General features: G+C 34.9%; 28 protein-coding genes and 2 tRNA genes. 12 read left to right on the top strand and 18 right to left on the bottom strand.

The window, feature by feature from the left end:
- Positions 1-39: 39 nt before the first annotated feature.
- From A6M14_RS06915 to A6M14_RS06905, 3 genes are all read right to left on the bottom strand, one after another.
- On the bottom strand, positions 40-693 hold the full coding sequence (locus A6M14_RS06915; RefSeq protein WP_152874245.1) for a glutathione S-transferase family protein: 654 nt from the start codon (positions 691-693) through the stop codon (positions 40-42).
- Positions 694-777: 84 nt separating this feature from the next.
- Entirely contained in the window at positions 778-1,176 is a 399-nt protein-coding gene (locus tag A6M14_RS06910) for an OsmC family protein (protein WP_152874244.1), read from the bottom strand.
- Positions 1,177-1,191: 15 nt separating this feature from the next.
- A complete protein-coding gene (locus A6M14_RS06905; protein WP_152874243.1) occupies positions 1,192-2,139 on the bottom strand; it encodes a pirin family protein in 948 nt (315 codons plus the stop codon).
- Positions 2,140-2,599: 460 nt separating this feature from the next.
- Between A6M14_RS06905 and A6M14_RS06900 the strand changes: the two genes are divergently transcribed.
- Entirely contained in the window at positions 2,600-3,709 is a 1,110-nt protein-coding gene (locus A6M14_RS06900) for a GGDEF domain-containing protein (RefSeq protein WP_163122009.1), read from the top strand.
- A 17-nt stretch (positions 3,710-3,726) separates the two neighbouring features.
- Here the strand turns inward: A6M14_RS06900 and A6M14_RS06895 are convergent, their stop codons facing one another.
- Positions 3,727-5,106: an L-serine ammonia-lyase gene (locus tag A6M14_RS06895; protein ID WP_152874241.1), complete on the bottom strand. Its 1,380-nt coding sequence runs from the start codon at positions 5,104-5,106 to the stop codon at positions 3,727-3,729.
- A 250-nt stretch (positions 5,107-5,356) separates the two neighbouring features.
- Here A6M14_RS06895 and A6M14_RS06890 point away from each other — a divergent pair, with 250 nt between their 5' ends.
- Positions 5,357-6,358, top strand: coding sequence for a DNA cytosine methyltransferase (locus A6M14_RS06890; RefSeq protein WP_152874240.1), 1,002 nt, complete (start codon positions 5,357-5,359; stop codon positions 6,356-6,358).
- Here A6M14_RS06890 and A6M14_RS06885 read toward each other — a convergent pair.
- From A6M14_RS06885 to A6M14_RS06865, 5 genes are all read right to left on the bottom strand, one after another.
- Positions 6,303-7,409 (bottom strand): 5-methylcytosine restriction system specificity protein McrC, encoded by a 1,107-nt coding sequence (locus A6M14_RS06885; protein ID WP_152874239.1) that lies wholly within the window; start codon positions 7,407-7,409, stop codon positions 6,303-6,305. The genes A6M14_RS06890 and A6M14_RS06885 overlap by 56 nt on opposite strands.
- Positions 7,410-7,426: 17 nt before the next feature.
- A complete protein-coding gene (locus A6M14_RS06880; RefSeq protein ID WP_152874238.1) occupies positions 7,427-9,172 on the bottom strand; it encodes an McrB family protein in 1,746 nt (581 codons plus the stop codon).
- Between the two features lie 98 nt (positions 9,173-9,270).
- Entirely contained in the window at positions 9,271-10,839 is a 1,569-nt protein-coding gene (guaA, locus tag A6M14_RS06875; RefSeq protein WP_152874237.1) for a glutamine-hydrolyzing GMP synthase, read from the bottom strand.
- Positions 10,840-10,980: 141 nt separating this feature from the next.
- Complete coding sequence (locus A6M14_RS06870; protein ID WP_152874236.1) at positions 10,981-11,349, bottom strand: NirD/YgiW/YdeI family stress tolerance protein; 369 nt, start codon at positions 11,347-11,349, stop codon at positions 10,981-10,983.
- Between the two features lie 127 nt (positions 11,350-11,476).
- On the bottom strand, positions 11,477-11,893 hold the full coding sequence (locus A6M14_RS06865) for a DoxX family protein (protein ID WP_152874235.1): 417 nt from the start codon (positions 11,891-11,893) through the stop codon (positions 11,477-11,479).
- Positions 11,894-12,087: 194 nt separating this feature from the next.
- On the opposite strand from A6M14_RS06865, the gene A6M14_RS06860 reads away from it, so the two are divergent.
- On the top strand, positions 12,088-12,726 hold the full coding sequence (locus A6M14_RS06860; protein WP_152874234.1) for a DedA family protein: 639 nt from the start codon (positions 12,088-12,090) through the stop codon (positions 12,724-12,726).
- Here A6M14_RS06860 and A6M14_RS06855 read toward each other — a convergent pair.
- The 5 genes from A6M14_RS06855 to A6M14_RS06835 form a co-directional block, all read right to left on the bottom strand.
- Complete coding sequence (locus tag A6M14_RS06855) at positions 12,723-13,313, bottom strand: LysE family translocator (RefSeq protein ID WP_152874233.1); 591 nt, start codon at positions 13,311-13,313, stop codon at positions 12,723-12,725. The two genes, A6M14_RS06860 and A6M14_RS06855, sit on opposite strands and share 4 nt — an antisense overlap.
- 213 nt (positions 13,314-13,526) lie before the next feature.
- A complete protein-coding gene (locus A6M14_RS06850; RefSeq protein WP_152874232.1) occupies positions 13,527-13,916 on the bottom strand; it encodes a hypothetical protein in 390 nt (129 codons plus the stop codon).
- 4 nt (positions 13,917-13,920) lie between these two features.
- On the bottom strand, positions 13,921-14,763 hold the full coding sequence (locus A6M14_RS06845) for a ParA family protein (RefSeq protein WP_152874231.1): 843 nt from the start codon (positions 14,761-14,763) through the stop codon (positions 13,921-13,923).
- Positions 14,764-14,844: 81 nt separating this feature from the next.
- Complete coding sequence (locus A6M14_RS06840) at positions 14,845-15,234, bottom strand: SirB2 family protein (protein WP_152874230.1); 390 nt, start codon at positions 15,232-15,234, stop codon at positions 14,845-14,847.
- Positions 15,235-15,247: 13 nt separating this feature from the next.
- Complete coding sequence (locus A6M14_RS06835; protein WP_152874229.1) at positions 15,248-15,559, bottom strand: BolA family protein; 312 nt, start codon at positions 15,557-15,559, stop codon at positions 15,248-15,250.
- Positions 15,560-15,792: 233 nt separating this feature from the next.
- On the opposite strand from A6M14_RS06835, the gene A6M14_RS06830 reads away from it, so the two are divergent.
- A tRNA-Gly gene (locus A6M14_RS06830) sits at positions 15,793-15,865 on the top strand.
- A gap of 47 nt (positions 15,866-15,912) precedes the next feature.
- Positions 15,913-15,988, top strand: a tRNA-Gly gene (locus A6M14_RS06825).
- A 391-nt stretch (positions 15,989-16,379) separates the two neighbouring features.
- On the opposite strand, the gene A6M14_RS06820 is transcribed toward A6M14_RS06825, so the two are convergent.
- Positions 16,380-16,598 (bottom strand): helix-turn-helix domain-containing protein, encoded by a 219-nt coding sequence (locus A6M14_RS06820; protein ID WP_004668076.1) that lies wholly within the window; start codon positions 16,596-16,598, stop codon positions 16,380-16,382.
- Between the two features lie 110 nt (positions 16,599-16,708).
- On the opposite strand from A6M14_RS06820, the gene A6M14_RS06815 reads away from it, so the two are divergent.
- From A6M14_RS06815 to A6M14_RS06795, 5 genes are all read left to right on the top strand, one after another.
- Positions 16,709-16,924, top strand: a complete 216-nt coding sequence (locus tag A6M14_RS06815; protein WP_152874228.1) for a hypothetical protein — start codon at positions 16,709-16,711, stop codon at positions 16,922-16,924.
- Positions 16,925-16,937: 13 nt separating this feature from the next.
- Positions 16,938-18,122: an Arm DNA-binding domain-containing protein gene (locus A6M14_RS06810; RefSeq protein ID WP_152874227.1), complete on the top strand. Its 1,185-nt coding sequence runs from the start codon at positions 16,938-16,940 to the stop codon at positions 18,120-18,122.
- Entirely contained in the window at positions 18,112-18,360 is a 249-nt protein-coding gene (locus A6M14_RS06805) for a hypothetical protein (RefSeq protein WP_152874226.1), read from the top strand. The genes A6M14_RS06810 and A6M14_RS06805 overlap by 11 nt, the downstream gene beginning before the upstream one ends.
- A 68-nt stretch (positions 18,361-18,428) precedes the next feature.
- The gene (locus A6M14_RS06800; protein ID WP_152874225.1) at positions 18,429-18,971 is read left to right on the top strand and encodes a DUF1376 domain-containing protein; all 543 of its coding nucleotides are present in this window, start codon (positions 18,429-18,431) and stop codon (positions 18,969-18,971) included.
- A 10-nt stretch (positions 18,972-18,981) separates the two neighbouring features.
- Positions 18,982-19,725 (top strand): ATP-binding protein, encoded by a 744-nt coding sequence (locus A6M14_RS06795; RefSeq protein WP_152874224.1) that lies wholly within the window; start codon positions 18,982-18,984, stop codon positions 19,723-19,725.
- A 254-nt stretch (positions 19,726-19,979) separates the two neighbouring features.
- On the opposite strand, the gene A6M14_RS06790 is transcribed toward A6M14_RS06795, so the two are convergent.
- Both A6M14_RS06790 and A6M14_RS06785 read right to left on the bottom strand, forming a co-directional pair.
- A complete protein-coding gene (locus A6M14_RS06790; protein ID WP_188110871.1) occupies positions 19,980-21,215 on the bottom strand; it encodes a capsular biosynthesis protein in 1,236 nt (411 codons plus the stop codon).
- A 9-nt stretch (positions 21,216-21,224) separates the two neighbouring features.
- A complete protein-coding gene (locus A6M14_RS06785) occupies positions 21,225-23,207 on the bottom strand; it encodes a capsular polysaccharide biosynthesis protein (RefSeq protein WP_152874223.1) in 1,983 nt (660 codons plus the stop codon).
- Between the two features lie 97 nt (positions 23,208-23,304).
- On the opposite strand from A6M14_RS06785, the gene A6M14_RS06780 reads away from it, so the two are divergent.
- On the top strand, positions 23,305-24,300 hold the full coding sequence (locus A6M14_RS06780; RefSeq protein ID WP_152874222.1) for a glycosyltransferase: 996 nt from the start codon (positions 23,305-23,307) through the stop codon (positions 24,298-24,300).
- 9 nt (positions 24,301-24,309) lie between these two features.
- Positions 24,310-25,266 carry a hypothetical protein gene (locus tag A6M14_RS06775; RefSeq protein ID WP_152874221.1) on the top strand — a complete coding sequence of 319 codons (957 nt, stop codon included), beginning with the start codon at positions 24,310-24,312 and terminating at the stop codon, positions 25,264-25,266.
- On the opposite strand, the gene A6M14_RS06770 is transcribed toward A6M14_RS06775, so the two are convergent.
- The gene (locus A6M14_RS06770; protein ID WP_152874220.1) at positions 25,263-25,982 is read right to left on the bottom strand and encodes a DUF6270 domain-containing protein; all 720 of its coding nucleotides are present in this window, start codon (positions 25,980-25,982) and stop codon (positions 25,263-25,265) included. The genes A6M14_RS06775 and A6M14_RS06770 overlap by 4 nt on opposite strands.
- Positions 25,983-26,047: the final 65 nt, after the last annotated feature.

The following is a 26,047-nucleotide window of genomic DNA, read 5'->3' as shown; positions in this document are numbered from 1 at the left end:
ATACTTTTTGAAACACCACCCTTTTTTATTCTTTAAATTCTATAGTTTAGATAAATTTTGCTCGCGAATTTTAGCCCGATTATATGCAGGTCTAAGCTTCACTTTTTCTAAATAAGCATTAATATTTGGATATTTCCCACCGATACGATCTTGTATTGCCATCAGTGGAAATGACATATGAATATCAGCAAAAGAAAAATCACCTGCAAAAAATTCATTTTTCGCTAAATAATTTTCTAAAAACTGAATATGTTCCTTCACACGTGGTTGGGTAAATCCTGTCTTAATTCCACCTGTAATTTTCTTAGCAATAGGTTTAATTAGCCATGGTACATGTTTAGGCACATTTGTAAGCACCAAAGTCATCACCAAATATGGCATAAGCGAACCTTCGGCATAATGCATCCAATATCGATATTGGTTTAAATCTGATTTTGTATTTGGTTTAAAATTTTGTTCTAAATCATAATTTTCTTGTAAATATTCTAAAATCACCGCAGATTCTGCAATCACTTCATCTTCATTACTTAAAATAGGCGACTTACCCAAGGGATGAACTTTTCTTAATTCTGGCGGTGCAGCAAATGTTGGCAATCGCTTATACAGTCTGACATCGTACTCAAGCCCCAATTCCTCTAAAGCCCAAAGAATACGAAAGGAACGTGATTGTTCTAAATGATGGAGTGTTAACATAATTGATCTCTTTTTTATTTTTGTTTCATTTGTTTAGGCATAAAAAGGAAACATCTCTTGTTTTAGAAATATTTCCTTTTAGTTTTATACCAATACCGTATTTATTTTTAAACTTCGTAATAACGTTTTAGTTACAGGCGTTTTTGAGCAAATATCTAAAATTTTTTTCTGTAACTCTTCACTTAATGAATCTACAAAATATAGACGACGCTCCATCCACTCTTCACCTTCTTTATTGGCTTTAAAGTCCGCCTCTACAGTGAATTCACCCAATTCAATTCCTTTATGCTGAGCATACATACGCAGAGTGATCATGGTGCAAGAAATTAATCCTGCACAAACTAAATCATAAGGTGCTAACCCTTTATCTTGCCCACCAAAAGATTCTGGCTTATCGGTAATAAGTTGATGTTTACCACTTGTTACCTCACCCGACCATGGTGCTTGTAATGTTTGTACTTTTGCATTTGCAATAACTGCCATAATCATATCCTTGTTTTATTTTGATGGGTGCATTCGATCTGGGAATGTTGGGGCTTCTAAACGAGGTCCTTGGTAATTTGGAATTGTGCCAAAACGCGCATCATTATTAATCCATTGTTCACGTGCATGCTGTAGTTCTTCTTGTGTACGACCAACAAAGTTCCACCACAGTAATATTGGAGATTCAAATGGCTCACCACCCAACAATAGAACTCGAGAATCGCTGTGAATTTGAACATCAATTTCAATCACACCAGGCTCTAAAACAACCATATTATCTTGGGTTAATTCATGTCCATTAATTGTTGCTGTGCCTTCTAATGCCATAAATCCATATTCAAATTTAGGATTAAGCTTTAAGCGCGTTGTTGCCATTTCTTTTACTGCTAAGTCTACACCCAGAAGTTCTGTATGTACTGCAACAGGTGATTTTGCATTTAAGAACTCACCAACCAGAACAGTAAATTCAACACCATCTTTTTCAACCACAGGCAATTCTGGATAATGATCAAAACGTGGTGCCATATTTATTTTGGCATCAGGCAATGCAATCCAAAGCTGTGCTGCATGCATTTTTGTTTCGCTATCTGGTGCAACTTCAGTATGAGAAATACCATAGCCTGCCGTCATTAAATTGACTTGTTTAGGTCGAATTAATTGCTCAGAACCAACGCTATCATTATGCAGCATTGTGCCTTCAATCATCCAAGTAAATGTTTGCAAACCAATGTGTGGATGTGGTCCAACATCTAAGCCATCACCTTTTGGAAAACTAACAGGACCTGCATGATCTAGAAAACACCAAGCACCAATCATTCTTTTATGGCGACTTGGCAAGGCACGTTTTATAATTGTACCGCGACCAATTTCAGCATTTCGAAGCGGGATATCTTGAATAAACTGATTAATGATCGTTTCACAATCATCTGACTTTGAAAGTTCTGTATAGTTTGTATTTGTCATGAGTTTACCCTGAATCTTAATGGCTATTTTTAAATAAAGTGGCTACACGGTACATTTAAATAGTAGTCTTTAATTTCTAATACGCCCACCTTTATCTTAATACTCAGAGTTCCATGAATAGGATAGTTTTTAACAACTATTCAGAATATCACTCATATCATTGAAATTCCTTACTTTATAAAACTAATATAATTAACACATTACGCTACACAACCAAGATTTAGATCACTATTTGCTTATTTTTTTTACAAAAACTTACATTTATTGTTTTATATAGTCTTTATTTATTTCATTTTTTTATATTTACAATTAATATACAAATAGATAATGAACATATTTTAATCAATTTTTATTTGCAATTTCATGCATCTTTTTTATATTTTTTCTGGGGCGTATTACTGTGATGTATCAAGAATATGAGCAAGAGTCTCGCTTAATTATACGAAAAGCATTGAAAACAATGTTAGCTCGCATCCCACAACAATATCATCATGAATATTTAGAATACCAAAAAGATCTAAAGCTTAAATATCTATTACATATCAATTTAATTGGACAATTTGCTTATGCCTTATATAGCATTGCAGATTGGTTTGTTATTTCTGACGTTGGTTTGACTGCTGTTTTATATAAGTCTATTTATACCTTATTTGCATCTGTAACAACTTTATATCTGTATAAATATTATAGGAAAGTTGAAGTTTTTGATTTAATTCTACCTTGCTCAATTATTGGTGCTTCTGCACTTTGGTTTTACTTAGTTAACCTATCGGCAAGCCCCAATGTACCCATTTATATTTATTCTTCTTTGGTTTTTATTGTTTTAGCAAACTTATGTATTCAAGTTCGCTTTATGCCTGCTCTCATTACTTCTTTTCTCATTACTATTGTAAGTTTCGTTGGTGTTTACCATATTGTTGATGGCGTTGTAGGACAATTTATTCTTTACTTATTGAGTTATATACCTGTTTTAATTTTTAGCTTAGTCATGAGCTGGGGCTCTACATATAAATCTAGAAGTATTTTTTTACATCATAAATTAGATAGTTTTAATCGTCAGATTTTAGAAATAATGGCGCATACAGATATGCTCACCGGCATAGATAATCGTCGATATTTTGAACGCAGAGCCAAAAATGCAATTGAAGAAAATTCAATTACTGAAAAGCCCATTTCATTGCTCATATTTGATGTTGATCATTTTAAATCTATTAATGACAACTATGGGCATGATGTTGGTGATGGCGTACTGAAAAAAATTTCTGATGTGTGCAAAACTGTTTTACGCAAAGGTGATTTATTCGCTAGATATGGAGGTGAGGAATTTATTGCTTTGTTACCAAATACGAAAGAAAGTAATGCTTTTTTAATCGCGGAGAGACTACGTCAAAAAATTGAACATACACCTATTATTGTTCATGGGCATGGTCCTGTTTATTTTACTGTATCTGTTGGGGTAACAATCGTTGATTACCATAAAAATACTCTAGATGATGCGATTAAACAAGCCGATATTGCTTTGTATTCCGCAAAATCGGCAGGTCGTAATTTAGTGATGAAAGCGAGTTAATAAACAACTCAGATGACCTAACATTCAATTGCATTGACTGCTAAACCACCTTTAGATGTTTCTTTGTATTTTTCAGACATATCCTTCCCTGTTTCTTTCATGGTCTGTATAACTTTATCTAAAGATACAAAATGCTCACCATCACCACGTAAAGCCATTTGTGCCGCGTTAATTGCTTTAACAGCAGCAATAGCATTACGTTCAATACATGGAATTTGTACCAATCCACCAATAGGATCACACGTTAATCCTAAGTTATGTTCTAGTCCAATTTCAGCAGCATTTTCTACCTGCTGAGGCGTACCACCAAACATCTCAGCCAACCCTGCCGAAGCCATTGCACAAGCAGATCCAACTTCGCCTTGGCAACCAACTTCAGCACCCGAAATAGAAGCATTTAACTTACATAAAATTCCAATCGCTGCGGCTGCAAGGAAAAATCGAACGATTAAATCATCGTTAATGGAAGGGTCATTTTTTAAATAATAATAAAGTACAGCAGGAATAATGCCTGATGCGCCATTGGTTGGTGCTGTAACAACACGTCCACCTGCGGCATTTTCTTCATTTACCGCTAAGGCATATAAATTCACCCATTCCATTGCTTGGAAAGATGAAAAGATTAGCTCTTTACGCGTATGATTCTGTAGCATTGCATGAAGCTTTTTAGCACGTCGCTTCACTGCCAAGCCACCAGGGAGCACACCTTCATTGGTCAAACCATTTTGAATACATTCCTGCATGACCGCCCAAATAGAAAGGATTTTTTCACGAATCTGCTGTTCATTTAGCCATTTTTTTTCATTTTCTATCATGATTTGGCTAATACTACAGTTCTGCGCATCGCAATGTGCCAATAACTCTGCCGTGTTTTGAAAAGGAAATGGAACATCGGCAGTTACTTTTGTCGAAACAGGTTGTGACGTTTCTTGATGATCTAAAATAAATCCACCACCTACCGAATAATAAGTATTTTCATAGATGACTTTCCCACTCAAATCAAAAGATTCTATGCTCATTGCATTTGGATGGTACGGTAGAGATTCGTTCGAGAATATTAAATCTGTTTTTGAGCAAAATTTAATTTTATGTCTTCTATCAATATTCAAAGCTTGCTGTTGTTCGATTTCATTAAAGTATTCAGCGTTCTTATTCGTATCTATGGTTTCAGGGCTAAAACCCATTAGACCAAGTAAGGTTGCCTGATCTGTTGCATGACCAACGCCTGTAGCAGATAGTGAACCGTATAATGTAATTTTGATGCGATGTACTTTACTCAGCAATTGTTGCTGTTTCAAAGCATTGATGTATTGGTACGCTGCTCGCATGGGACCAACGGTATGGGAGCTTGATGGGCCAATTCCAATTTTAAATAAATCAAATACGCTAAGAGTCATTTGGTCTTATTATCTCGAGTGTGTTGAAGTTCAATGTCTACAATATTCTTTTAATAGAACGTTATTTTTATGGGTACACCATGAAAGTCACTCTTATCCATAGAATGACTTTATTACTTATGATATTGCCTTAAGTTTCTTTAGTTTTATATTTGTGGAATGTAATGTTTTCTCATATCAAATAGCTGTTAATATTTCTAAATTATCTTAGAATATCCCACATAGTCACAACTATAGTATAGAGCTTTTAATGCCACAAACCTTGTCTTGCCCTCCATTTCCTCACAACCTGCAATCTAACTTTACTTTTATTGACTTATTTGCTGGAGTTGGCGGTTTCCGCATGGCATTACAAAATATCAATGGGCATTGCGTTTTCACAAGTGAGTGGAATAAACATGCTCAAGAAACATATTTTCAAAATTATGGTGAATATCCTGAAGGTGACATTACTTTAGAGGAAACTAAGCAAAAAATTCCTCAGACGTTTGACATTTTGTGTGGGGGTTTTCCATGCCAAGCTTTTTCTATTGCAGGCAATCAAAAAGGCTTTCAAGAAACGCGTGGTACGTTATTTTTTGATATTGCAGAAATTGCTGAAAAACATCAACCTAAAGTGATTTTTTTAGAAAATGTAAAAAATTTAGTTTCTCATGATAAAGGAAACACTTTTGAAGTCATTAAAAATACACTGAAAAATCTAGGCTATGCTGTTTACTACAAAGTATTAAACAGCATGCTACATGCTAATGTCCCGCAAAATCGTGAACGTATCTTTATTGTGGCATTTCATGAAGCTAAAGTTCCAAATCATGCTGAATTTGATTTTCCTAATGAAATTCCACTTACAAAAACAATTCATAACTTTTTAGAAAAAGAACAGGTTGATCAAAAATATTATTACAAGCCTGAGCACATGTACTATCCAATACTTAAAGAAAGTATGGTTTCACGTGATACTCTCTATCAATGGCGTCGTGTTTACGTACGTGAAAACAAAAGTAATGTTTGCCCGACTTTAACTGCAAATATGGGTGCAGGTGGGCATAACGTACCTTTACTTGTTGATGACTATGGAATTCGTAAACTTACCCCGAAAGAGTGCTTTGCTTTTCAGGGTTACCCTGTAGACAAAATGGTTTTCCCTGAAAAAATGGCGAATAGTGCTTTATATATGCAAGCGGGTAACTCTGTCACTATGCCATTGATTCAACGGATTGGAGAGCAGATTTTGAAGGTGATTCAAGGCTAAAAATGTGATTCACCATTTCAATTAATTGTTGGTGGATTTCTGGTATTTTTTGACTTAAATCCACCGTATAAAAATGAAGTGGTACTGACAACATTTCAATCGACATAGAATAGTTTTCATCAATTGCTGGATACAGAAGCATGCCTGAACATTGAGTTTCAGGTTCTTTCAACTTATAGCTCATGACATAGGTATAAATTTGCCGAATATAATCACTTTTAATTCGTGATGTATCTCGATACTGACTCTTCAGCATGTCGGAAAATTTAGTATCGATAACCAATAGCTTTTGTTTGCTTCGAATCATCATATCCAGAGCCATATTTGGGAAATAATGTTCAACCCCATTGATTGGATGTTTTAGATCTAAATCGATTTTTGAACCTTTACCTGACACGACTCGATATATTATTCTATCCAAATTGAGCTTGAAGAAGCCTGCAACACCTTTTTCAAATACCTTTCTGAGTTTTTCATCACTCAACATTAATTCAGGCTGCACATGCTCACCGAGTTGCGTTGTCATGATATACATGTCATGAATCAGTTTGGATAAATAAATGGCTTTCTTACAAACATGCTCAAAGCTTGAAAAATGATCTTGTTCTACACGATACACACGGCTCGCAACCACGCCATAACTTTTCAGTTCAAACTGAATTTTAGATAATTTCCTTCGTATTTCCTTCTCAACTTGAAAATTCAAAACCAGCTCTACAGCACTCAGCATATATGCATGGCGAGCTGTGTTATAAGTCGTCTCATTATACGAACAGAAAACGCGTCCTTTCGATAAAGACTGTCTAATTGCAGTTTGATAATGATTAATTTTGCCCTTTACGACACTTAATTCTGCCTGCTTAGAACGTAGCTGTTTACGTAGGTGTTGCTGTATATAATCATCTAAATGCTCTACAAGTACGATACCTATCAGATTTTCCAAGCCATCAGCTTGTGCTGTATCGAATTTATTGGTTGCATGTTCATGTACATACTCAGATGCATATAACAATAAAAACCATAAATTCTGAATAGGAATAATTTTAGACATTGCTGGTGCAACCCATATTAAAAATTAATTTTTTCGAGTTGCTCTAATTCGTCATACCAATATTCGGCCAACAATGGTTTTATTTCATTTTCAACGACATTTTGCATCCACAAGATTTGTTCAGCGGTATCTCCTAACTTATGCGTCGGCACAAAGAAACTATGACCCAGCATATAAGAAGCACCATTTTTTTTCTCAATCTGTTGATTCAAGCCCTCAACAAAGTTACGGATTTTTTCCGTAACAGCAAGGTCTATATCAAATTGTTCTTGTAGCCATGTTACCCATGACTCATTCAGCATTGGCTTTAAGTTAAAGAAACTAAAACGACGTCTAAATGCAAAATCCATATGGTTAAGTGATTTATCTGCAGTATTCATCGTACCGATAATATAAAGATTCTCAGGTATATAGATTTTCTCTAAATCATATTTACGATAAGTCAGACTCATCGCATATTGCTCACTGCGTTTACTGTTTTCTAGTAAAGTTAGCATTTCACCAAAAATGACGGATGGATCACCACGGTTAATCTCATCGAAAATAAATACGTATTTTTGCTCAGGATTTTTCTTCGCTACCTCAATCATTTGAAGGAATGGACCATCAATCAATTCCAATTTTCCATCTGAACGCGGACGCCAGCCACGAATTAAATCTTCATAAGCATAGTTTGGATGGAACTGCACATTTTGAATATTCTCTGCATTCGGATATTCGACCATGACTTTGGCCAACTGCTGTGCTAGCCACGTTTTTCCGGTTCCTGGCGGGCCTTGCAAAATGATATTTTTCTTATCATTAAGCTGAATCAAATATTTTTGTAAAGTTGCAATATCCAGAAAACAGCCCTTTTTCAGCACATATTCTAAAGTATATTGCTCACAAATAATGAATTGAGAGAAATCAAATTCATCTAAAAATTTTAAATAATTATTATCACCTAAAACTGCTCTAGGTGCTCCCCTACTGGTGCATTCATTAAAAGAATTCCACTCTATATTACTTTCATCTATCTGCTTTTTTAAAATTTTTATTTCATTTTTCGATTCTTCTATATTTTTGATATCAATATCAAAGAGTTTTTTATCAAAGAAGATTTCATCCCAACTTAAGATGACTTTTTCATGAGCTAACCCACCATATGATTTTTTATAATTTTCCTCTTGATTAAACCACTTTACAAATTCACCAACCAAAATATCTCGGTCTAATATTTGCGATGTAGTGATCAAAGGGCTTTTGTGTGTATCTTTTAATTCGGCCTTATTAAGGACTGAATCTTGAGGAATCAAATCCAATAATTCATCAGGTAAAAAAGCTGGATATAAGTCATGAATGGCCTGTAAAACACTAAGACCTGCTTCAACTTGTCCTAATGCTTGGTTCGGTGAATTTTTTGTTTCAGGGCCAATACTCGGGCAATCTAATAAGTCAGGATATAAATAAAAGTCTTTTTTTGTAATAACTTCTGGTAAAAAACTAATGATATTCAAGTGAATAGAATATGATTTTATTTTTGTTTTATTTTCATCTTTATATTCATCAACTCTCTTATCTGTAATTTTAGCAATGGCTTTTAAACCATTTGAATAAGTTTCTCGTTTTCTACCATCTTCTCCACTGAGTACAAGAAAAACAAAATCATCTTTTGCAACTTTATCAAATAGCCATGTAATTCCAGGAATAATAATTTGAGTTTCATGATCCAAAATTTTTTTAATTGAATCCTGATCGTTCGTACGAATTGAAAAAAAAGACATAAGTTCCCTGTAAAAAATTATTTTCTCTATTTCAATATTATAGGCATAAAAAAGGACGCCTAAGCGTCCTTTTTTAATGAATCATTTCCGTTAGGAAATTATTCCCACTCGATAGTCGCTGGTGGTTTAGACGATACGTCATACACAACACGAGAAACGTCAGCAATTTCGTTCATGATACGAGTAGAGATTTTGTCTACAAGGTCATATGGAAGATGAGCAAAACGAGCTGTCATAAAGTCAACTGTTTCAACCGCACGAAGTGCAATCACCCATGCATAACGACGACCATCGCCAACAACACCAACAGATTTTACAGGTTGGAATACAGCAAATGCTTGAGCAGTTTTGTCATACCAACCGCTTGCACGAAGCTCTTCCATGAAAATAGCATCTGCTAAACGTAAAATGTCAGCATATTCTTTTTTCACTTCACCAAGAATACGAACACCTAAACCCGGACCTGGGAATGGATGACGGTAAAGCATTTCAAACGGAAGACCTAAAGTTGTACCTAAACGACGAACTTCGTCTTTGAACAAATCACGGATTGGCTCAACCAATTCGAATGCTAAATCTTCAGGTAAACCACCCACGTTGTGGTGTGATTTAATCACATGTGCTTTACCGTTCTTAGTTGCAGCAGATTCGATTACGTCTGGGTAAATCGTACCTTGCGCAAGGAAGTTTACGCCATCAAGCTTACGCGCTTCTTCAGCGAATACTTCAATGAACTCACGACCAATGATTTTACGTTTTTTCTCAGGATCAACTTCGCCTTTAAGCGCAGTTAAGAAACGCTCTTCCGCATCGGCACGAATTACACGGATACCCATATTTTTCGCGAACATTTCCATTACTTGCTCGCCTTCGTTCAAACGAAGTAAACCGTTATCTACGAATACGCAAGTCAATTGATCGCCAATTGCGCGGTGAAGTAATGCAGCCACAACAGATGAATCTACACCACCTGAAAGACCTAATAATACTTTTTGATCACCAATTTGCGCGCGAAGTTGTTCAACACGTAAATCGATAATATTTTCAGAGTTCCATAAGTTACGGCAACCACAAATACCGTGAACAAAGTTAGAAAGTAATTCAGCACCTTTAGCCGTGTGAGTTACTTCTGGATGGAACTGGATACCATAGAAACGACGAGCTTCATCAGATACCATTGCAAATGGGCAGCTTGGTGTGCTTGCAGTAACTTGGAAACCTTCTGGAATTGCAGTTACTTTGTCACCGTGGCTCATCCACACTTTCAATTGATTAGCGCTATCTTCAAGATCGCCAATCAATTTGTCACGTACTTGGATATCGACTTCTGCATAACCAAATTCATGCACATCACCCGGCTCTACTTTACCGCCAAGTTGTTGTGACATTGTTTGTAGGCCATAGCAGATACCAAGAACAGGCACACCTAAGTTGAACACAACTTCAGGGGCACGTGGACTACCAGCTTCATAAACACTTTCTGGACCACCTGAAAGAATGATCCCGTTTGGGTTAAATGCACGAATGTCTTCTTCAGACATATCAAATGCGTACATTTCTGAATAAACACCAGCTTCACGTACACGACGTGCAATAAGCTGACTATATTGAGAACCGAAATCCAAGATAAGGATACGATCTTCAGTAATTTGGGTATTGGTAGTCATGGCAAACAACTATGCAGGCAACGAATATAAGCGCGACATTCTAACATTTTTAAAGCAACTACGCACACTATTCGGACAAGCTAAATAAAAAGGTATTTTTCAAACTTATATGCTTAAAAAACACCAACGATATAATAAAAATTAATGTGTCATTTTTTCGATATGAACAACTTCAATATCTGTTGCTCTGTGACGATGCGTATCTACTTCGCCAATCACTTTCACTTGATCGCCCACTTTTAAATTTATTGCACGAGAAAGATCATCATCAACATCTAATAAAATTGAAGCGGTTGAATCTTTAAGTTCAAAGCTTTCTTCAGTTATTTTTTTCGTAATTGTGCCAGTTAAAGTCACCGCAGTTTCATCTGCTAACTTTTGAGCTTTAATGATTTGAACATGATTCTTTGCAGCTTCCTGAATAATCACGTGATCATCTTTGCCTGCCCATGCACTTACCGTTGCAACCATTGAGCTAGCCAATACAACAAACAATGCTACTTTTTTCATATTCATTATCCACTTAATCATTAAGCTTAATATTTAAGCAAATAATGACTCATGTTAAAGCTGATGTTTTGTAAAGTAAAAAAGGCTTCCTTAATAGAAGCCTTTTTTGTTCGATCTATTCAAAGCATTATTTTTCAATCAAATGATCTAAACTGATTTTTCCTGCACCATGTAACATAAGAAAGAATAAACCGCCCGCCATAGATAAGTTTTTCATTAAGTTAATTGCATCGTCTGCACCACCATGAAAAAGAAATGCGGTAATTAAGCTAAACACACCTAAACCCAAAGCTGTAAAACGTGCTTGAAAACCAAAGAGCAACGCCAAACCACCACCAAATTCAACTAAAATCGTAAGGGGCAATAATGCAGCAGGAACGCCCATTGCTTCCATATAACCAGCAGTTGCAGCGTAGCCTGTAATTTTACCAAAGCCTGCAACAATAAAAATATACGCAATTAAAAGACGTGCTAACAAACTTACAATCGCATTCATTTGATTTTGATTCACAATATTTTTAACAACAACATTTGGATTAAACATTTTAAAACCTATTATTGGATCATTTCTGAAGATGCGCCCATTCTAACGTTCAAAATTTGTGGAATAAATACGCAAAATTAACACCCATCGTTTTATATTTAGAACAAATACGATTAAAAATAATTATTTTTTAATACTGACTTTCACGACATGGACTGCTAGGATTTGACTACATTTTTAAGTGTCTAGCCCTAATGGAACTCATTGATTTTATATTGCATGTAGATGATCACTTACTCGAATTCATTACCAATTATGGGGTCTGGATTTACGCTATTTTGTTTCTGATTATCTTTGTTGAAACAGGCTTAGTGGTTATGCCATTTTTACCCGGTGATAGCTTATTATTTGCAGCAGGTGCGCTTGCAGCATCTACAGGGGCTATGAACCCATGGGTACTTATTGCTTTATTATTTTTAGCCGCTGTACTTGGCGATACATTGAATTACCACATTGGTAAATATATTGGGCCACGTGTTTTTGAAATTGAATCTCGGTTTATTAATAAGCAACATTTAGTTAAAACCCAAAACTTCTTCGAGAAGCATGGTGGTAAAACCATTATTTTCGCCCGTTTTATTCCATTTGCTCGTACTTTTGCGCCATTTGTTGCAGGCGCAAGTCACATGAATTACAAATACTTTTTAAGCTATAACGTGATTGGTGGTTTCTGTTGGATTTCATCTTTTATTGTTTTAGGTTACTTATTTGGCAATATGCCAATTGTTAAAGATAATTTCACGCATCTTATTTTCGGTATTATTATTATTAGTGTATTACCTGGCATTATTGGTTTTGCAAAACAGAAGTTTTTTAAGTCAAAATCTGATTAAAAAAATCGTGCCACAACAGGCAACATGCATACAATGAGTAATAGAGCCGATCCTTTGTAAAATTGATCGGCTTTTATTTTATTTAAATGTCCCGATAAAATTGCACGACCAAAAGACATCCAAAACATAGCTGTTGGCACTAAAACCAAACAAAATACGGCATACACCAAAATACAGTTGGTCGCATTATCCCAAGTTTCTACTGGAAAAATTCCTGCTGCAAATAACAAAGCTTTCGGATTTTTTAAAGTCGCAAAAAACAATTGGCGGGGACGAATAGAGGTATGGCGCTGATTATGCTGTTCTAAGTATGAAAGCCTCCATAAACGAAATGCTAACCACAAAACATATGCCGCACTAAATAAATGCAGAATTGTGATGAGATGTGGCCATGTTGGAGAGCATAAATGAATGAACAACGCCCACAAACTAATTGCGTAAAAATAGCCCAACAATTGTGTTGGAATAAAGAGGCTTGTTTTTGCAATACCCTGCTGATGTGCCGAACTCGCCAACAATGCATTGGTCGGTCCAGGGATCATCAAAACAGCAATTACTGCTAAAGCAAAAAGCCAATTTTCTATCATTTAAACACATTTACACCAAAAGTTAGGTGCACACATTAAACGAAAGTTATGAAAAATAACAAGATATTGACTTTTTCAAAATGAAAACTAATGAGGTCATTTTAAGTTAAAATTATTTTAAACATTTGTTTTTATTTATTTTATGTATGAAACATTTGCTAATAGTTTCACTCTGTTATTTATCTAAAACCGAATAACAGAGTGAAATTTCAATTAAGAAGTCGCTTTATTTCTTACAATAATTGGGCAAGCCTTAAATTGAGCAGACTGAACAATTGCCTCTTGCTGACCCAATAATTTAGAAATTTCAGTCTTTTTGGTATTTGAAGATTGTCCCATATTAACCGAAATGCTCGGACCAAAACCCCAACCACCACGCCCCCAACCACCGCCTAAACCAACACCAACACCCATACCTGTACGTTTTTCAGGTTGTACGCCATTGTCTAAATGTTGTTGAATTCGATTATATTCCGCTTGAAGTTGTTGACAGTTTAACGCTTGAAACTGAGTTGGTGAAACATAAGTCGGCTTAGTGGTCGTTGCACATGCACCTAAAAAAACAGTACTAGTTGCAAGTAAAATAAGTGGGAGTACTTTCATATTATTATCTCAAATGTTGTTCTAGCTCATTGAACAATAATTTATAGGCCTGCGTCAATTTATGTTCTGCCGCTAAATGGATAAGTGGTAGATTTTTATGATGAGATTCTTTCATTATGACAGATGGTGGCAACATACTTGCCAACACAGGTAAACCTTCATCTTTTAATTGCTGAACCACTTCACGTGGTAGTTTTGCTTGATGTTGATATTGATTGACTACAATACCTTCTATAGCCAACTGATCATTATGATCATCTTGTGTTTCCAAAATATTTTCAATAAGCGTTTGCAATGCGCGTTTTGAAAATACATCACAGTCAAAAGGAATAAGCACCCGATCTGCTGCAATTAAGGCAGATAAAGTAAAAAAGTTAAATGCAGGCGGTGTATCTATAAACACTCGATCATAATGCCCTTCTAATTGTTGCAAGGCATCTCTGAGTTTATAAATTTTATGTTTCGACTCTAATGCATGTGCTAACGCGCCTAAACTAGGGCTTGCAGGAATCACATCTAAATTTTTAAAAGGCGATTGATGTACAAAAGCCTCTAGCCCCTTAGATCTATTTTTTAAAAGATTGTTTAAGGTATTTCCAATTAAACCCTTCGTTTGATTTGCACCCAAAATCTCATCAAAATAATTTTCTATATTGGGCTCTAAAGCAGGCTTATCTGTTGAATATGTTGCATCATCACCTAATAAGTACTGACTAGAATTGGCTTGAGGGTCTAAATCGATAACAAGCGTGTTAAAGCCATGATGTGCGCTAATTGCCGCTAAATTAACGGTAATACTCGATTTTCCGACACCACCTTTTTGGTTAAAAATCACTCTGGTTAGCATATCCACTTCCCCCATTTATTTTTATTTCATGCATGTAGTTTAACCTACATGCATTTTGACCAAGAAGAAAGTGTCTAACAATTACCCAAAGACAGGTTTCAGCAAAACTAATCCATAAATTGAAATAAAAGCAACCAAAGCAATGCCCCAACCTGCTTTACGCTGAATCAATAAAATCGCGTCATCTTTTTTATAAGCTTTCATTAAAGACGAAAGCATAACCAAGAACAAAACCACTTTTGCATAAAACCAAGTTTCAACTTGGAAATTATTCATTGCTAATAAAGTTATGCCTGTAATCACAACAAGTGTTAAAGATGTATGTTGAATGGCAACAAATAACTTTCTAAAAGATGGATTCGGCTGATTCCCTTGCGTACCTTTAAATAAAGTCGTTGAACGAGCAACAATGACCATAAAAAGCAATGCAATACCCACAACATGAATTGTGCTTATAACAGTAGGGTTCATCTAGAAATTCCTCTTATGATGTTTTAGGTGCATGCGCACATTCCGGACTAGATGTATCTTGGTTTTTCCACTCTTCAGCAATAAATGCATGAATGGCCAAAGCATGAATATTTCCTGCACCCAAAAGCTCACCCACAACTGCATATACTTTTTGATGGCGCTGAACTAAACGCAAACCTGTAAAACACTCACTCACAATAACAACTTTAAAGTGCGATTCTTTGCCAGGGAAATACCCACCATGCCCTGAAGACTCATTCACAATATCCAAATAGCTGGGTGCTAAAGTTTGTAAACGCTCATTGAGTTGTTGTTCCAAGCTCATATTTAACCTTTATATATTTAAACCATCTTCATATTGAGTATAACGTGTTCTGACATTTTCAATAAAAATTATAATAATGATTCTGTTCCATGTGGCTACACAACCAATCTCTGCATGTTTTTTACCCATATCCATCATGCTATACATAAAAATGGCTTTTATTTATGCAAACGATTAAAGTTTTTGAATAAAAATGTTGACCCTATTTTTGCTTACTGTATTATACACGGCATGCGGGAATAGCTCAGTTGGTAGAGCATAACCTTGCCAAGGTTGGGGTCGGGAGTTCGAGTCTCCTTTCCCGCTCAAATTTTTTTCATTTAGTTTTTTATTTAAAAAACTTTATAGACTCCGCGGGAATAGCTCAGTTGGTAGAGCATAACCTTGCCAAGGTTGGGGTCGGGAGTTCGAGTCTCCTTTCCCGCTCCAGATTTAAAAAGCCCTCATCGAAAGATGGGGGCTTTTTTCTTGTTGATTTTTAAGATTATTTTCTCATAAAAATTAAAATTTCTAGCTTTATAAAAGTACTAAATATTATAGATAAATGTTTTCATAAGTTGGCTGCGTGACCAAAAGTGGCCAAAACGTGCCCTAGCCCATCATATATAGATCTATAGATTCATTATTTTGATATTTATTTTATTAGTTTCATTATCAATAATCAGGATAGTAGACTTCAAGAAAACTGAACTCCCTTCTTTTTCTCTATTTTAGTATTTTTAACTTCATATATTCCCAAGGTGACCAAATTTGGTCACCAAAAAATATTAAATAAAACAAATATTTAACTTATATAATTATAACTCAGACTTCATTTTTCTTAAAAATCTTGTTCATCATTTTGCTTAATTTTTAATAAATCCCCCACTTCAACATTCAGTAATACGCATAACTTTTCTATGGTTTCAAAATCTATTCGAGTTGATTGACCATTATATAACTTATGTAGTGTGGTCTTACTCATCCCTGTCTCTCTAGCAACATCTGCTACTTTCATTCTTCGTTCTGCCAAAAGAACTGGCAAGTTACAAACTATCATTAATTACCACCATTGTGTAATAAAGTACTTGCATGATGTATTAAATGCATTTATTATCGCATTATGGTCTTAAATAACATCATTGTGATACTTCATAAAAGGATACAAATATGAATCTTACTTATATTACTACAAAAGAATTGGCTGAACGAATCCATTATAACGAACGTACTATCCGTAATCAGTTAAAGGATAGCGTTTTAATCGAAGGCATTCATTACATTCGCCCTTTTGGTGGTCGCAAAATTTTATATGTATGGGAGCGTATTGAAGAAGATATGACTAAAACCGCTTTAGGCTCACTACACAGCCTACAACTTCAGTAAGGAGAACATAATTATGGCTGCTATTCGTACTAGATACGGTAAGTTATGTGTCGATTTTCGATACTTAAACATCCGTTGCCGTGAAACAACGGCTCTTGAAGACAATGCTCAAAATCGAAAAAAGCTTGAAAAAGCGATTGAACGAATGGAGGCAGAAATCTTATTGGGTATTTTTGACTATACTAAATACTTTCCAAAAAGTTCTCGTTTGAAAGAAATCAAAAATGCAGAAAACAGAGTAAATGAAATCAGCTCAAAAACACCTCTATTTTCTAAGTTCTGTGAAATCTGGTTCACTGATAAAGAAATAGAATGGCGTACAAGCTACAAGGGAAAAATTCAAATTGTGATCAAAAAGTACTTAATCCCTTTCTTTGGCACAATTCCGGTTATTAATATCAAAAAGTCAGACATTCTTGGATTCCGTTCATCCCTCGCCAAAGTGACTCACGGGAAAAACCAAGAATGCCTTTCACCATCAAGAATCAACCAGATTATGATAGCACTTCGTATGATACTCGATAGTGCTGCCGAACGATATGATTTTGACAGCCCTTATAAGAATATCAAGAACTTAAAGCAAGGAAAAATTGAAGTTACGCCTTTTTCATTAAAGGAAGTGCATGCAATTTTAGCCACAGTTCGTGATGATTTTAAGCCTTATTACACTGTTCGGTTTTTCACAGGTATGCGCACCAGTGAGATCGATGGGCTGCAATGGAAAAATGTGGACTTGCAACGTCGGGAAATCCATATTCGTGAAGCCTTGGTGAATGGGGAGCTGGGTGGAACCAAAACCTATGGTTCTGACCGCACCATCCAAATGAGTGATCGGGTTTATCAGGCCTTTCTGCAACAGAAAAACTTAAATAATGGTAAATCCAGTTTTGTTTTCTGCAATCGTGATGGTGGGCCTCTCGATTATCGCTTGGTAAACAAGCGTATCTGGCATCCCCTGCTACGCTTTTTAGGGCTAAAGCCCCGTCGTGCTTATCAAACACGTCATACCGCAGCAACACTCTGGTTGTCGGCAGGCGAGAACCCGGAATGGATCGCACGCCAGCTGGGACATTCAACCACTGAAATGCTGTTTCGAGTCTATAGCCGCTACATTCCGAATGTTACACGTCGCGATGGTAGTGCTTTTGAAGCCATGCTGGAGAGACTAAATACAGAGGAGCTTGCCCATGAACAGTAAAGCTTTCTTTGGTGGCGTAGTCGTTAGCCCAGAAGCAGATATGGTCGCGCGTGAACTCATTCAAGAGTTACACATTCCCAAACTGCACAATCTGGCCTTTTTGCTGGAAATCAATAAATGCTTCGATGATCACCAAGCATTAAGACTCTGGCTACAGCGAATGCTGGATGAAGGGCAAGCTCATTACGATGACTTGGCTCAACAGGCCCGTTTCCGGTTAATGAGCCTAGTTCCCTGATCAAACAAATATACAAGGTCATCTAATTGATGACCTTAGCCCCTCTATACCTATAAAAAGGTGAAAATATGCATAAAGATATTTCAATTTGGATGCCACTCTATATTGGCGACTTGCAAGCGAAATTTGCACGAATGACCGCAGAACAAATTGGTGCAGCACTGCTGTTAATGATGGATTTCTGGAAAAATGGGGCTATTCCCAATGATCTAGCAACGGTCTGCAGCATCACGAAATTACCACAGCAGACCAAGGCTAAAACTTTTTTGAATACACTGATGGCCCTGGAATTGTTTGAAATCGAATCTGAGCAGATTCACTCAAATTTTTTAACCAGTTTAAAAAGCCAGGCATTGCAAAATCAGCAAATGAAATCTGATAAAGCTAAAAATGCAGCTCAAGCACGTTGGAGGAAATCCGCAAGTAATGCTCAAGCATCAACCAAGCAACGAAAAGTAAATGCTCAAGCAGCTCTTGAGAAGAGCCCGAGTATTACTCAAGTCATGCTTGAACCATGCCCTTCATCTTCATCTTCATCTTCATCTTCATCTTCATCTTCAAATTTTGAAGAAAAAAATGAGGATTTTTTAGAAAATTCCAAATGGATTTAGGAGAATGATCATGAATACTATGCTTAAAACACTCCAGTTTCGCGCAGAAACAACAGAAACACTTTGCCCTACCCATCATATACCTCTAATGGAAATTGCCGGTCACAGGCTCTGTAAATTGTGTGCGAAAGAAACCGTCCATCACTCACATGCAGCCTATGCAGATGAGCTGCAACAGCGATTGCTACAACAGAAAATCAAAAATTCAGGACTCAATAAACGCTACCTAGACCGTGGCTTTAAGAATTATGTGATTGCATGTCCTGCACAAGACAATGCCATCAAGCTATGTCAGGCCTTTGCACAACAAATTATTTCCGACCATCATCCGAATTTGCTGCTCATCGGCACACCGGGTACAGGAAAAACCCATCTGGGTGCATCAATCATTCGCAATATTTTGCATAACTGCACGAAATCTGCACGCTACTACACCAGTGCAGAAATTGCACAAAAAATGATGGACACCTGGTCAGATGCTTCACGCTCTGAAAAAGAATTAATCGACCATTTTTCCAGTTTTGATTTATTGGTGATTGATGAATATGGCCTGCATGACCGGCATGAGAAACGCCTAGAGATGGTACATAAGGTTTTATATAGCCGTTATGACAATATGAAGTCGACGCTGCTTATTTCCAATTTTACACTGCAGACCATGCAGCAGGATTTAGGTGTTCGATTATGGTCACGGTTACATGAAAACAATTTGATTGTAGTACCGTGTTACTGGAGTGATCAAAGATTTTCTTAATACCATCAAGAGCTTCATTAAGAGGCTCTTTTTTATTTAGAGTCAGCTGAGACACATGAGTTGCCAAATTATTTCTAGACTTATTGAAAACGTTATAATACTTCAACCATCAAGTACCGTAGAGCTTAAGTTTATTCATGCCAAAAACATGCAAAACCTTAATTATTATGAGATTTATACAGTAATACCTTCCAGTAAAAATACTAAATTTAAAAAAATTAAAAATACAGATTTTTAAGTCATTGTATTTTTCTCTAACTTTTTTCGATCACTTTCAGATTCTTTTTAATATAAGCCTCCTGCCAAGGAGAAATACCATAAAATGATCCATTCAATTGAGAATATGAGATGAGCTCTTTTCGGAAATAAGAAAAATAATTAGTATCAACTTCATCTGGATTTTTCCAAAACTCGGATAAAGCGTATTGATTCGTAAGTTTTGGCAGGTTATACAAAGCGTGACCAAGCACTTTTACAGGAACATTATGATAAAGGGCTTGAATTCCTGTTGTACTATTGACTGTTACCAATCCTAAACTGTGTTTGAGCAATGTAGGGAAATGAACATCACAAAAATAATGAACTCTTCCTTCAATTTTGAATTGCTTAGCATATTTATTAATTAATTTACTATAATTTCGATAACCACGATCCATCGGATGATGTTTCAGTACTAGATGCTTCGAAGGATCCGAATGACGGCTAAAACTCTCTAATACTAATACAATATATTTTTCTACACTTTTTAAATCACTGTGAATCATAATTTGAGAGTCATTATGTACTTGTAATGCAAAAATAAAGTACTTTTTAGAATACTGCTGCAAGAAACGATTAAATTTATTTTTTTCAAATAATTTATTCTGAATACTCCTAAAACCCGATAATATCCAACACCCTAATTCTTTTATTGGTCTAATATTACGGTGATGCTGATAGCCAGAATATTGAAAAGAAAATAAAACTCCGAAAATATAATAAATTATGGCACTGATGACCATTTTTGAATAACTATTCTTTACATCATTGATATCAGCAACTAAATCATTACCTTTTTCTGAAATATCGGTATTATTATAGTAATTTAGAAAATTAGAAAAAAAATTAACCCCATCTTGCTCAAACGTAATGTAATTTGGACGAATATACCCCTCTTCAAAAACGAAAAAATTAATATTATTTTTTTTTGCGATTATTTTTGAAAAATTATGATACTTTCTACAATCACCAAAGCAAACGATAGAGTCAATATCATGCTCTATCAAAAATGTCTCTATCCAAACTGAATAATCATCTAAACGTCCTTTATAATCAAAAACATTTTTATCAGATTTATAAAAAAAACGATCACCACCATTAAAGTTAATTTTATAACATTCAATATTTTTACTATTTAACCATTTCGACAAACGATAAAAAAAATCCCCCATTGGTCCCTGCAAAAGTAGGACTTTATGAGATAATAACAATTTATCGACATGTTTTGACACGAATGAATCTTACCTATTTTTTACATTTCTAAATTTAATAACAACATCTTTCCATGATTTCCAATATTTTTTCTCAGGAGTATTTATTTGCTGCTGAATATAAGAAATCACATGTTCTGGCGCCACCAAAGGAATATTCATGCTTTGGGTAGATGACAGATTATACACAGCATAATCAACCAAAGTGACATATACCAAAGTTTCTAGATCTAATTTTTTGTTTCTTCGAGAGCAATTAAATTTATCATTGGTTAATCCCCATCCAGCATAAAAAGGTAAACCATAGCAATATACTTTAAGACCCCTTAATAGTGCTTCAAACCCACTTAACGAAGTAATAGTATGAACTTCTTCACAGATTTCAAAACATTCTAAAATAGAAGAATATAATTCAATTTGATTTGCAAATTTTAAAACTAATTCTTCTTCAATTTTACCTGTTCTCAGTCCTGCATAAACATCAGGATGTGGTTTGTAAATAATATAAGCATCCCTGTTATTTGCTCTAACTTCTTTTATCAACTCCAAATTGGTTTTTATGCTAACCCCACCTAATTGAATCGACATATCATCCTCAACTTGACCAATTACCAGCAAAACTTTTTTATCCGTTTCGGGTCGACTCAACTTATCAACTTTACCTACATTATATTTTGATATATTAAGCTCAACTAATGAATTACGTAGTTTCTGGGCACGTGTATATTGAGAAGCAGTTAATTTGGTTGTCTGTAATAAATTTTCTATTTTTGACGGCTTGGTTGCATCATAATAAATACCAATCTCATCGAACACGAGTGAACATGGCCGAATAAGAGAAGCGCCCAATCCAATGGAGCGAATAAAACCATCTTCAACTGTAATCACATTTTTATAGCCTTGGTCTTTTAATAATTTTGCCTTTTTCCCCCATGCCAATATATGGTCTGATTTTTGAGGTTTAAAAAATTTTTTAAATTTTAATTCTATTTTAGGAAAATTTAAGAAATCTCGAATGAAGTGTTTTTTCCATGGACTAAATCCATAGGCAATAATTGAATTAGAAAGTTTTTTTTGAAGCTCTACATTAGGAATTAAAACTTCTAGAATATCCTCCAGTTCACAACGCTTTTGAATTACCGGCGAAATATAGCGCGAATATTTTAAATAAGCACATACAAAAAGATGTTCTAAAGATCGGTTAATACCCCTACGGCCGTCTAAAATATCAAGTGATGCATAATGATCGTTTGTTAAGCCCCAGCCTGCATACCAAGGCACTCCAAAACAATGCACTTTTTTTCCACACATCAATGCCTCAAAGCCCAATTGAGAACTTACCACATAGACTTCCTGCATTAAGTTAATAATATCAAAAGGGTGATAATTTTCTTTTAGCACTTTGACATTAGAATGAGTTAAATCACTTGATAAAAAGTGCCCTTGTGATTTTCCTGCAATAACATCAGGATGAATCTTTACCCAGATTGTTGAAGATGGGTGATCTTTTATTGCCTGCTGAAGCATTTTTCTAAAACTTTCAGGAGACGCCCCCGAGTATTTAATGGATTGATCGCCAAAAGTTTGGTCTACTACTAAAATATTTTTGCCTGATTGAAATAAGTTCTCATCAACTTGAAGAAATTTTTGATTATATTTTGTAATGCTAAATGCTTTAATTTTATTAATATTCACTCGAGCACGTTCATTAAACTCTAGAGATTCTTGAGCTTGAATCAATTGCTCTAAATCAGATGTTTGAAAGGCATCAAAATAAATACCGTGAGTATCAACTACTAAAGATAAAGGTAAGAAACCATCTTTTCCTAAGCCTAGAGAACGTATAAAGCCATCTTCTAAACAATAAAGTGGAATATCAAATTTGCTAGATATATTTTGTGCTCTAAAAAAACTAGGCTTTCTCCCCCAGCCCATTGCACCCTCTTCTAATTCAAAGTTACATAAATAAGAATAGAATAGTTTTTTTAATTTTTTAGAACCGAAATATCTCATACAATAAATTTATAACATAAAAATTTAGAAACAAGCTGTAGAATACACAATTAGATAAAGTTATACATTGTTATATTTTGGTAGACTATTAGTATTTATGAAGAAATTACGTATATTAACTATATTGGATGAGTTCACACATACTAATCTAAAATTTGAAAAAGATATTGAATTAATTCAGAATAAACCCATTTGGTATCGAAAAAGCAACCAGATTGATTTGTTACTGGTCGAATCTTCATGGCGTGGCAACCATGATGAATGGCGCCACAAAGTAGCAAATTATCCGCTACATTCTGAAAGAAATCTCAATGATTTAAAGAAATTAGTTTCCTGGTGTAAAGATAAAAATATTCCTACAATTTTCTGGAACAAAGAAGATCCATATCATTATGATCAGTTTATAGAAGCAGCTCAGCTATTTGACTTTATTCTGACCACCGATGAGTTAAGTATTCCTCGCTACTTAAAAGATGCCCCTAGTGCAAAATGCCAAAGTATGACATTTTTTATTCAACCTCAACTTCATAGTCGAAAAATTCATACTCCTCTCAAAAGATCTCTTTTTATGGGAACATATCAGCACAATATGCATGAGGCACGTACCGCTTGGCAAAATCGTATTTTTACAGCTTCAGCACCCTATGGTCTAGATCTCTATAATAGACACCCTAATGAAAATTATTATAAATTCCCCGAACTGGATGGAGACGTAAAATACTTCCCACCTATTAAATACAATCAAGTTAATAATATATATAAAAATTATCAACAAATTTTAAATGTAAACACGATTACAAATTCTCCCACCATGTTTTCTCGCCGCTTAATTGAAATTATGGCGTGTGGTAGACTGGCTATTAGTAATCCGAGCCTCTCGATTAAAACTCGTTTTAAAGACATGTGTATTGAGCTAGATCAAGCTGATCATGCACAAGTGCTATTCGAACAATTGCAATCTGGCTATACTGCTCAGCAGCAGGACATGGTGAATTATGCATATGACCATATACATCAAAATTATACTGCACATCAGTGGTTAAAACAGATTCTTAAAATCTGCAATATTGATCATCCTTATCTTTATAGCTGAGAAATAAGCTTGTTAAATTTAGATTTATCTATTGTGATTCCTATTGATTTACACCGTAGAACAAGAGATATTTATAATCGCATCAAAAATTATGTTCGTATCTTTTCTGGTTCAAAAATAAAAATTATTTTCGGTTGTAACAGTGAACCTCGTCATTGGGTCAATAAGGTTAAGAATTTAATTGCACCACATGCTAATTTTGAATTATGTCTTGTTAATGCAGATGCAAGCTCTCTTGCTAAACTTAGAAATACTGCCTTAGAGGCAGTAAAAACAGAATTTGTTTTATTTCTAGATATTGATATTTGGCCAGATCTAGACATCATTCATGAAGCTTATAAACAGGTTGTAAATCATCCCTCCCAATTAGGCATGTTTCCATGTCTATATTTAAGCAAAAATGGCAGTAAAAAAATTGGGAAATGGTCCACATCAGAATTTACTAATGGTTATTATGATTTCCGTCGTGACCTGATTCAACATTTGGCTTTCCCTTCTTCTATTGTTTTAACAGATATGGCGTCAGTTAAATATATAACAGGTTTTGATGAGGCTTATGTAGGTCATGGTTATGAAGACTTTGATTTTATGCTTCGCTTATTTCAACATAAAAAATTGATCGAATATACTCAGGATCTTTTAATTGATGAGCCGTACTTAGCTCCACTCATGAGTGCCGGTTTAAGAGCATTACTGGCAAAACCTTATTTAGAAAGCTTACTTTCACCGTTTTATTTTTTACATGTATTTCATGCTAAAGATAGAGAGGAACAATATTATCAATGTCGTGAAATCAATAAAAATTATTTTAAAACTAAGTTTCAAAGTAAGATTTCTGTCAATAGTCAAATGAAAAAACTTGACCTGTTACAGTCTTTTTTTGCCTCATTGGAAAATGAAAAAGAAAGCCCAAAGTATGCTGTACTTTGGGCTGAGATTTATGGTCATAAACTACGTAGTAATTAACTATTCAGATCACAAATTGCTTTTAATCTTTCTATAAAATATAAATATACTTGATCAACATAATGAAATGGAGATTTTCCCCATTTATGATTTTGTTTTCCTACAAAAAGCTTAGCATCATAATTTATGAAATTTTGAGCTGGTATATACTTCGAAGCCACCTTATATAAACCATTAACTACTTCAGTACAAAAGGCGATTCGCTCTGGCGTTGATAATGGATTACCCTCATTTGTAAATGAAGCCCATTGAACATTATTCATTATCAATCGATCTGAACCAACTAGCTCAATTACTTTCTTAAGGCCACACTCCCAAGCAGTTAAGTATTCTTCTGTATTTGGCAAAATTTTAGATTTAATTTCACTTTTAATAAATTTAGCCCTCTTTAACTCATCAGAGAAAGTAACAAAAATATCATTATCATCTAATTTTATTAAACCAAATCTATCATCTACAACATCTAAAACAATGTAATCAAATTCAGACTGTTTTAAAATAGTTAGAAGGTCACCTGATATAGCATGCTTCAATACATTTTTTTGAAATTTTGATTCTAATTTGATTTGATCCGTAGAAATATCTAATACAGGAAAGTTTAATCTCGCAAGTGATGTCCTTGCAAAATAATTAGTTACTTTAAAATCATCTTTCATAAAAATTGGAGTAAAAGCATCTCTTGTTACGCACGAACCAATTATTAATATATTAACCACAATTTATCTCTAACATTTACTACATCATAAGGTCGTTCAATACTGGGTGGTGTTTCCAAAAGTAT

The organism is Acinetobacter portensis (genome assembly GCF_009372215.1).
GTDB classification, from domain to species: Bacteria; Pseudomonadota; Gammaproteobacteria; order Pseudomonadales; family Moraxellaceae; genus Acinetobacter; species Acinetobacter portensis.
This window is presented reverse-complemented; position numbering and strand designations above follow the sequence as displayed.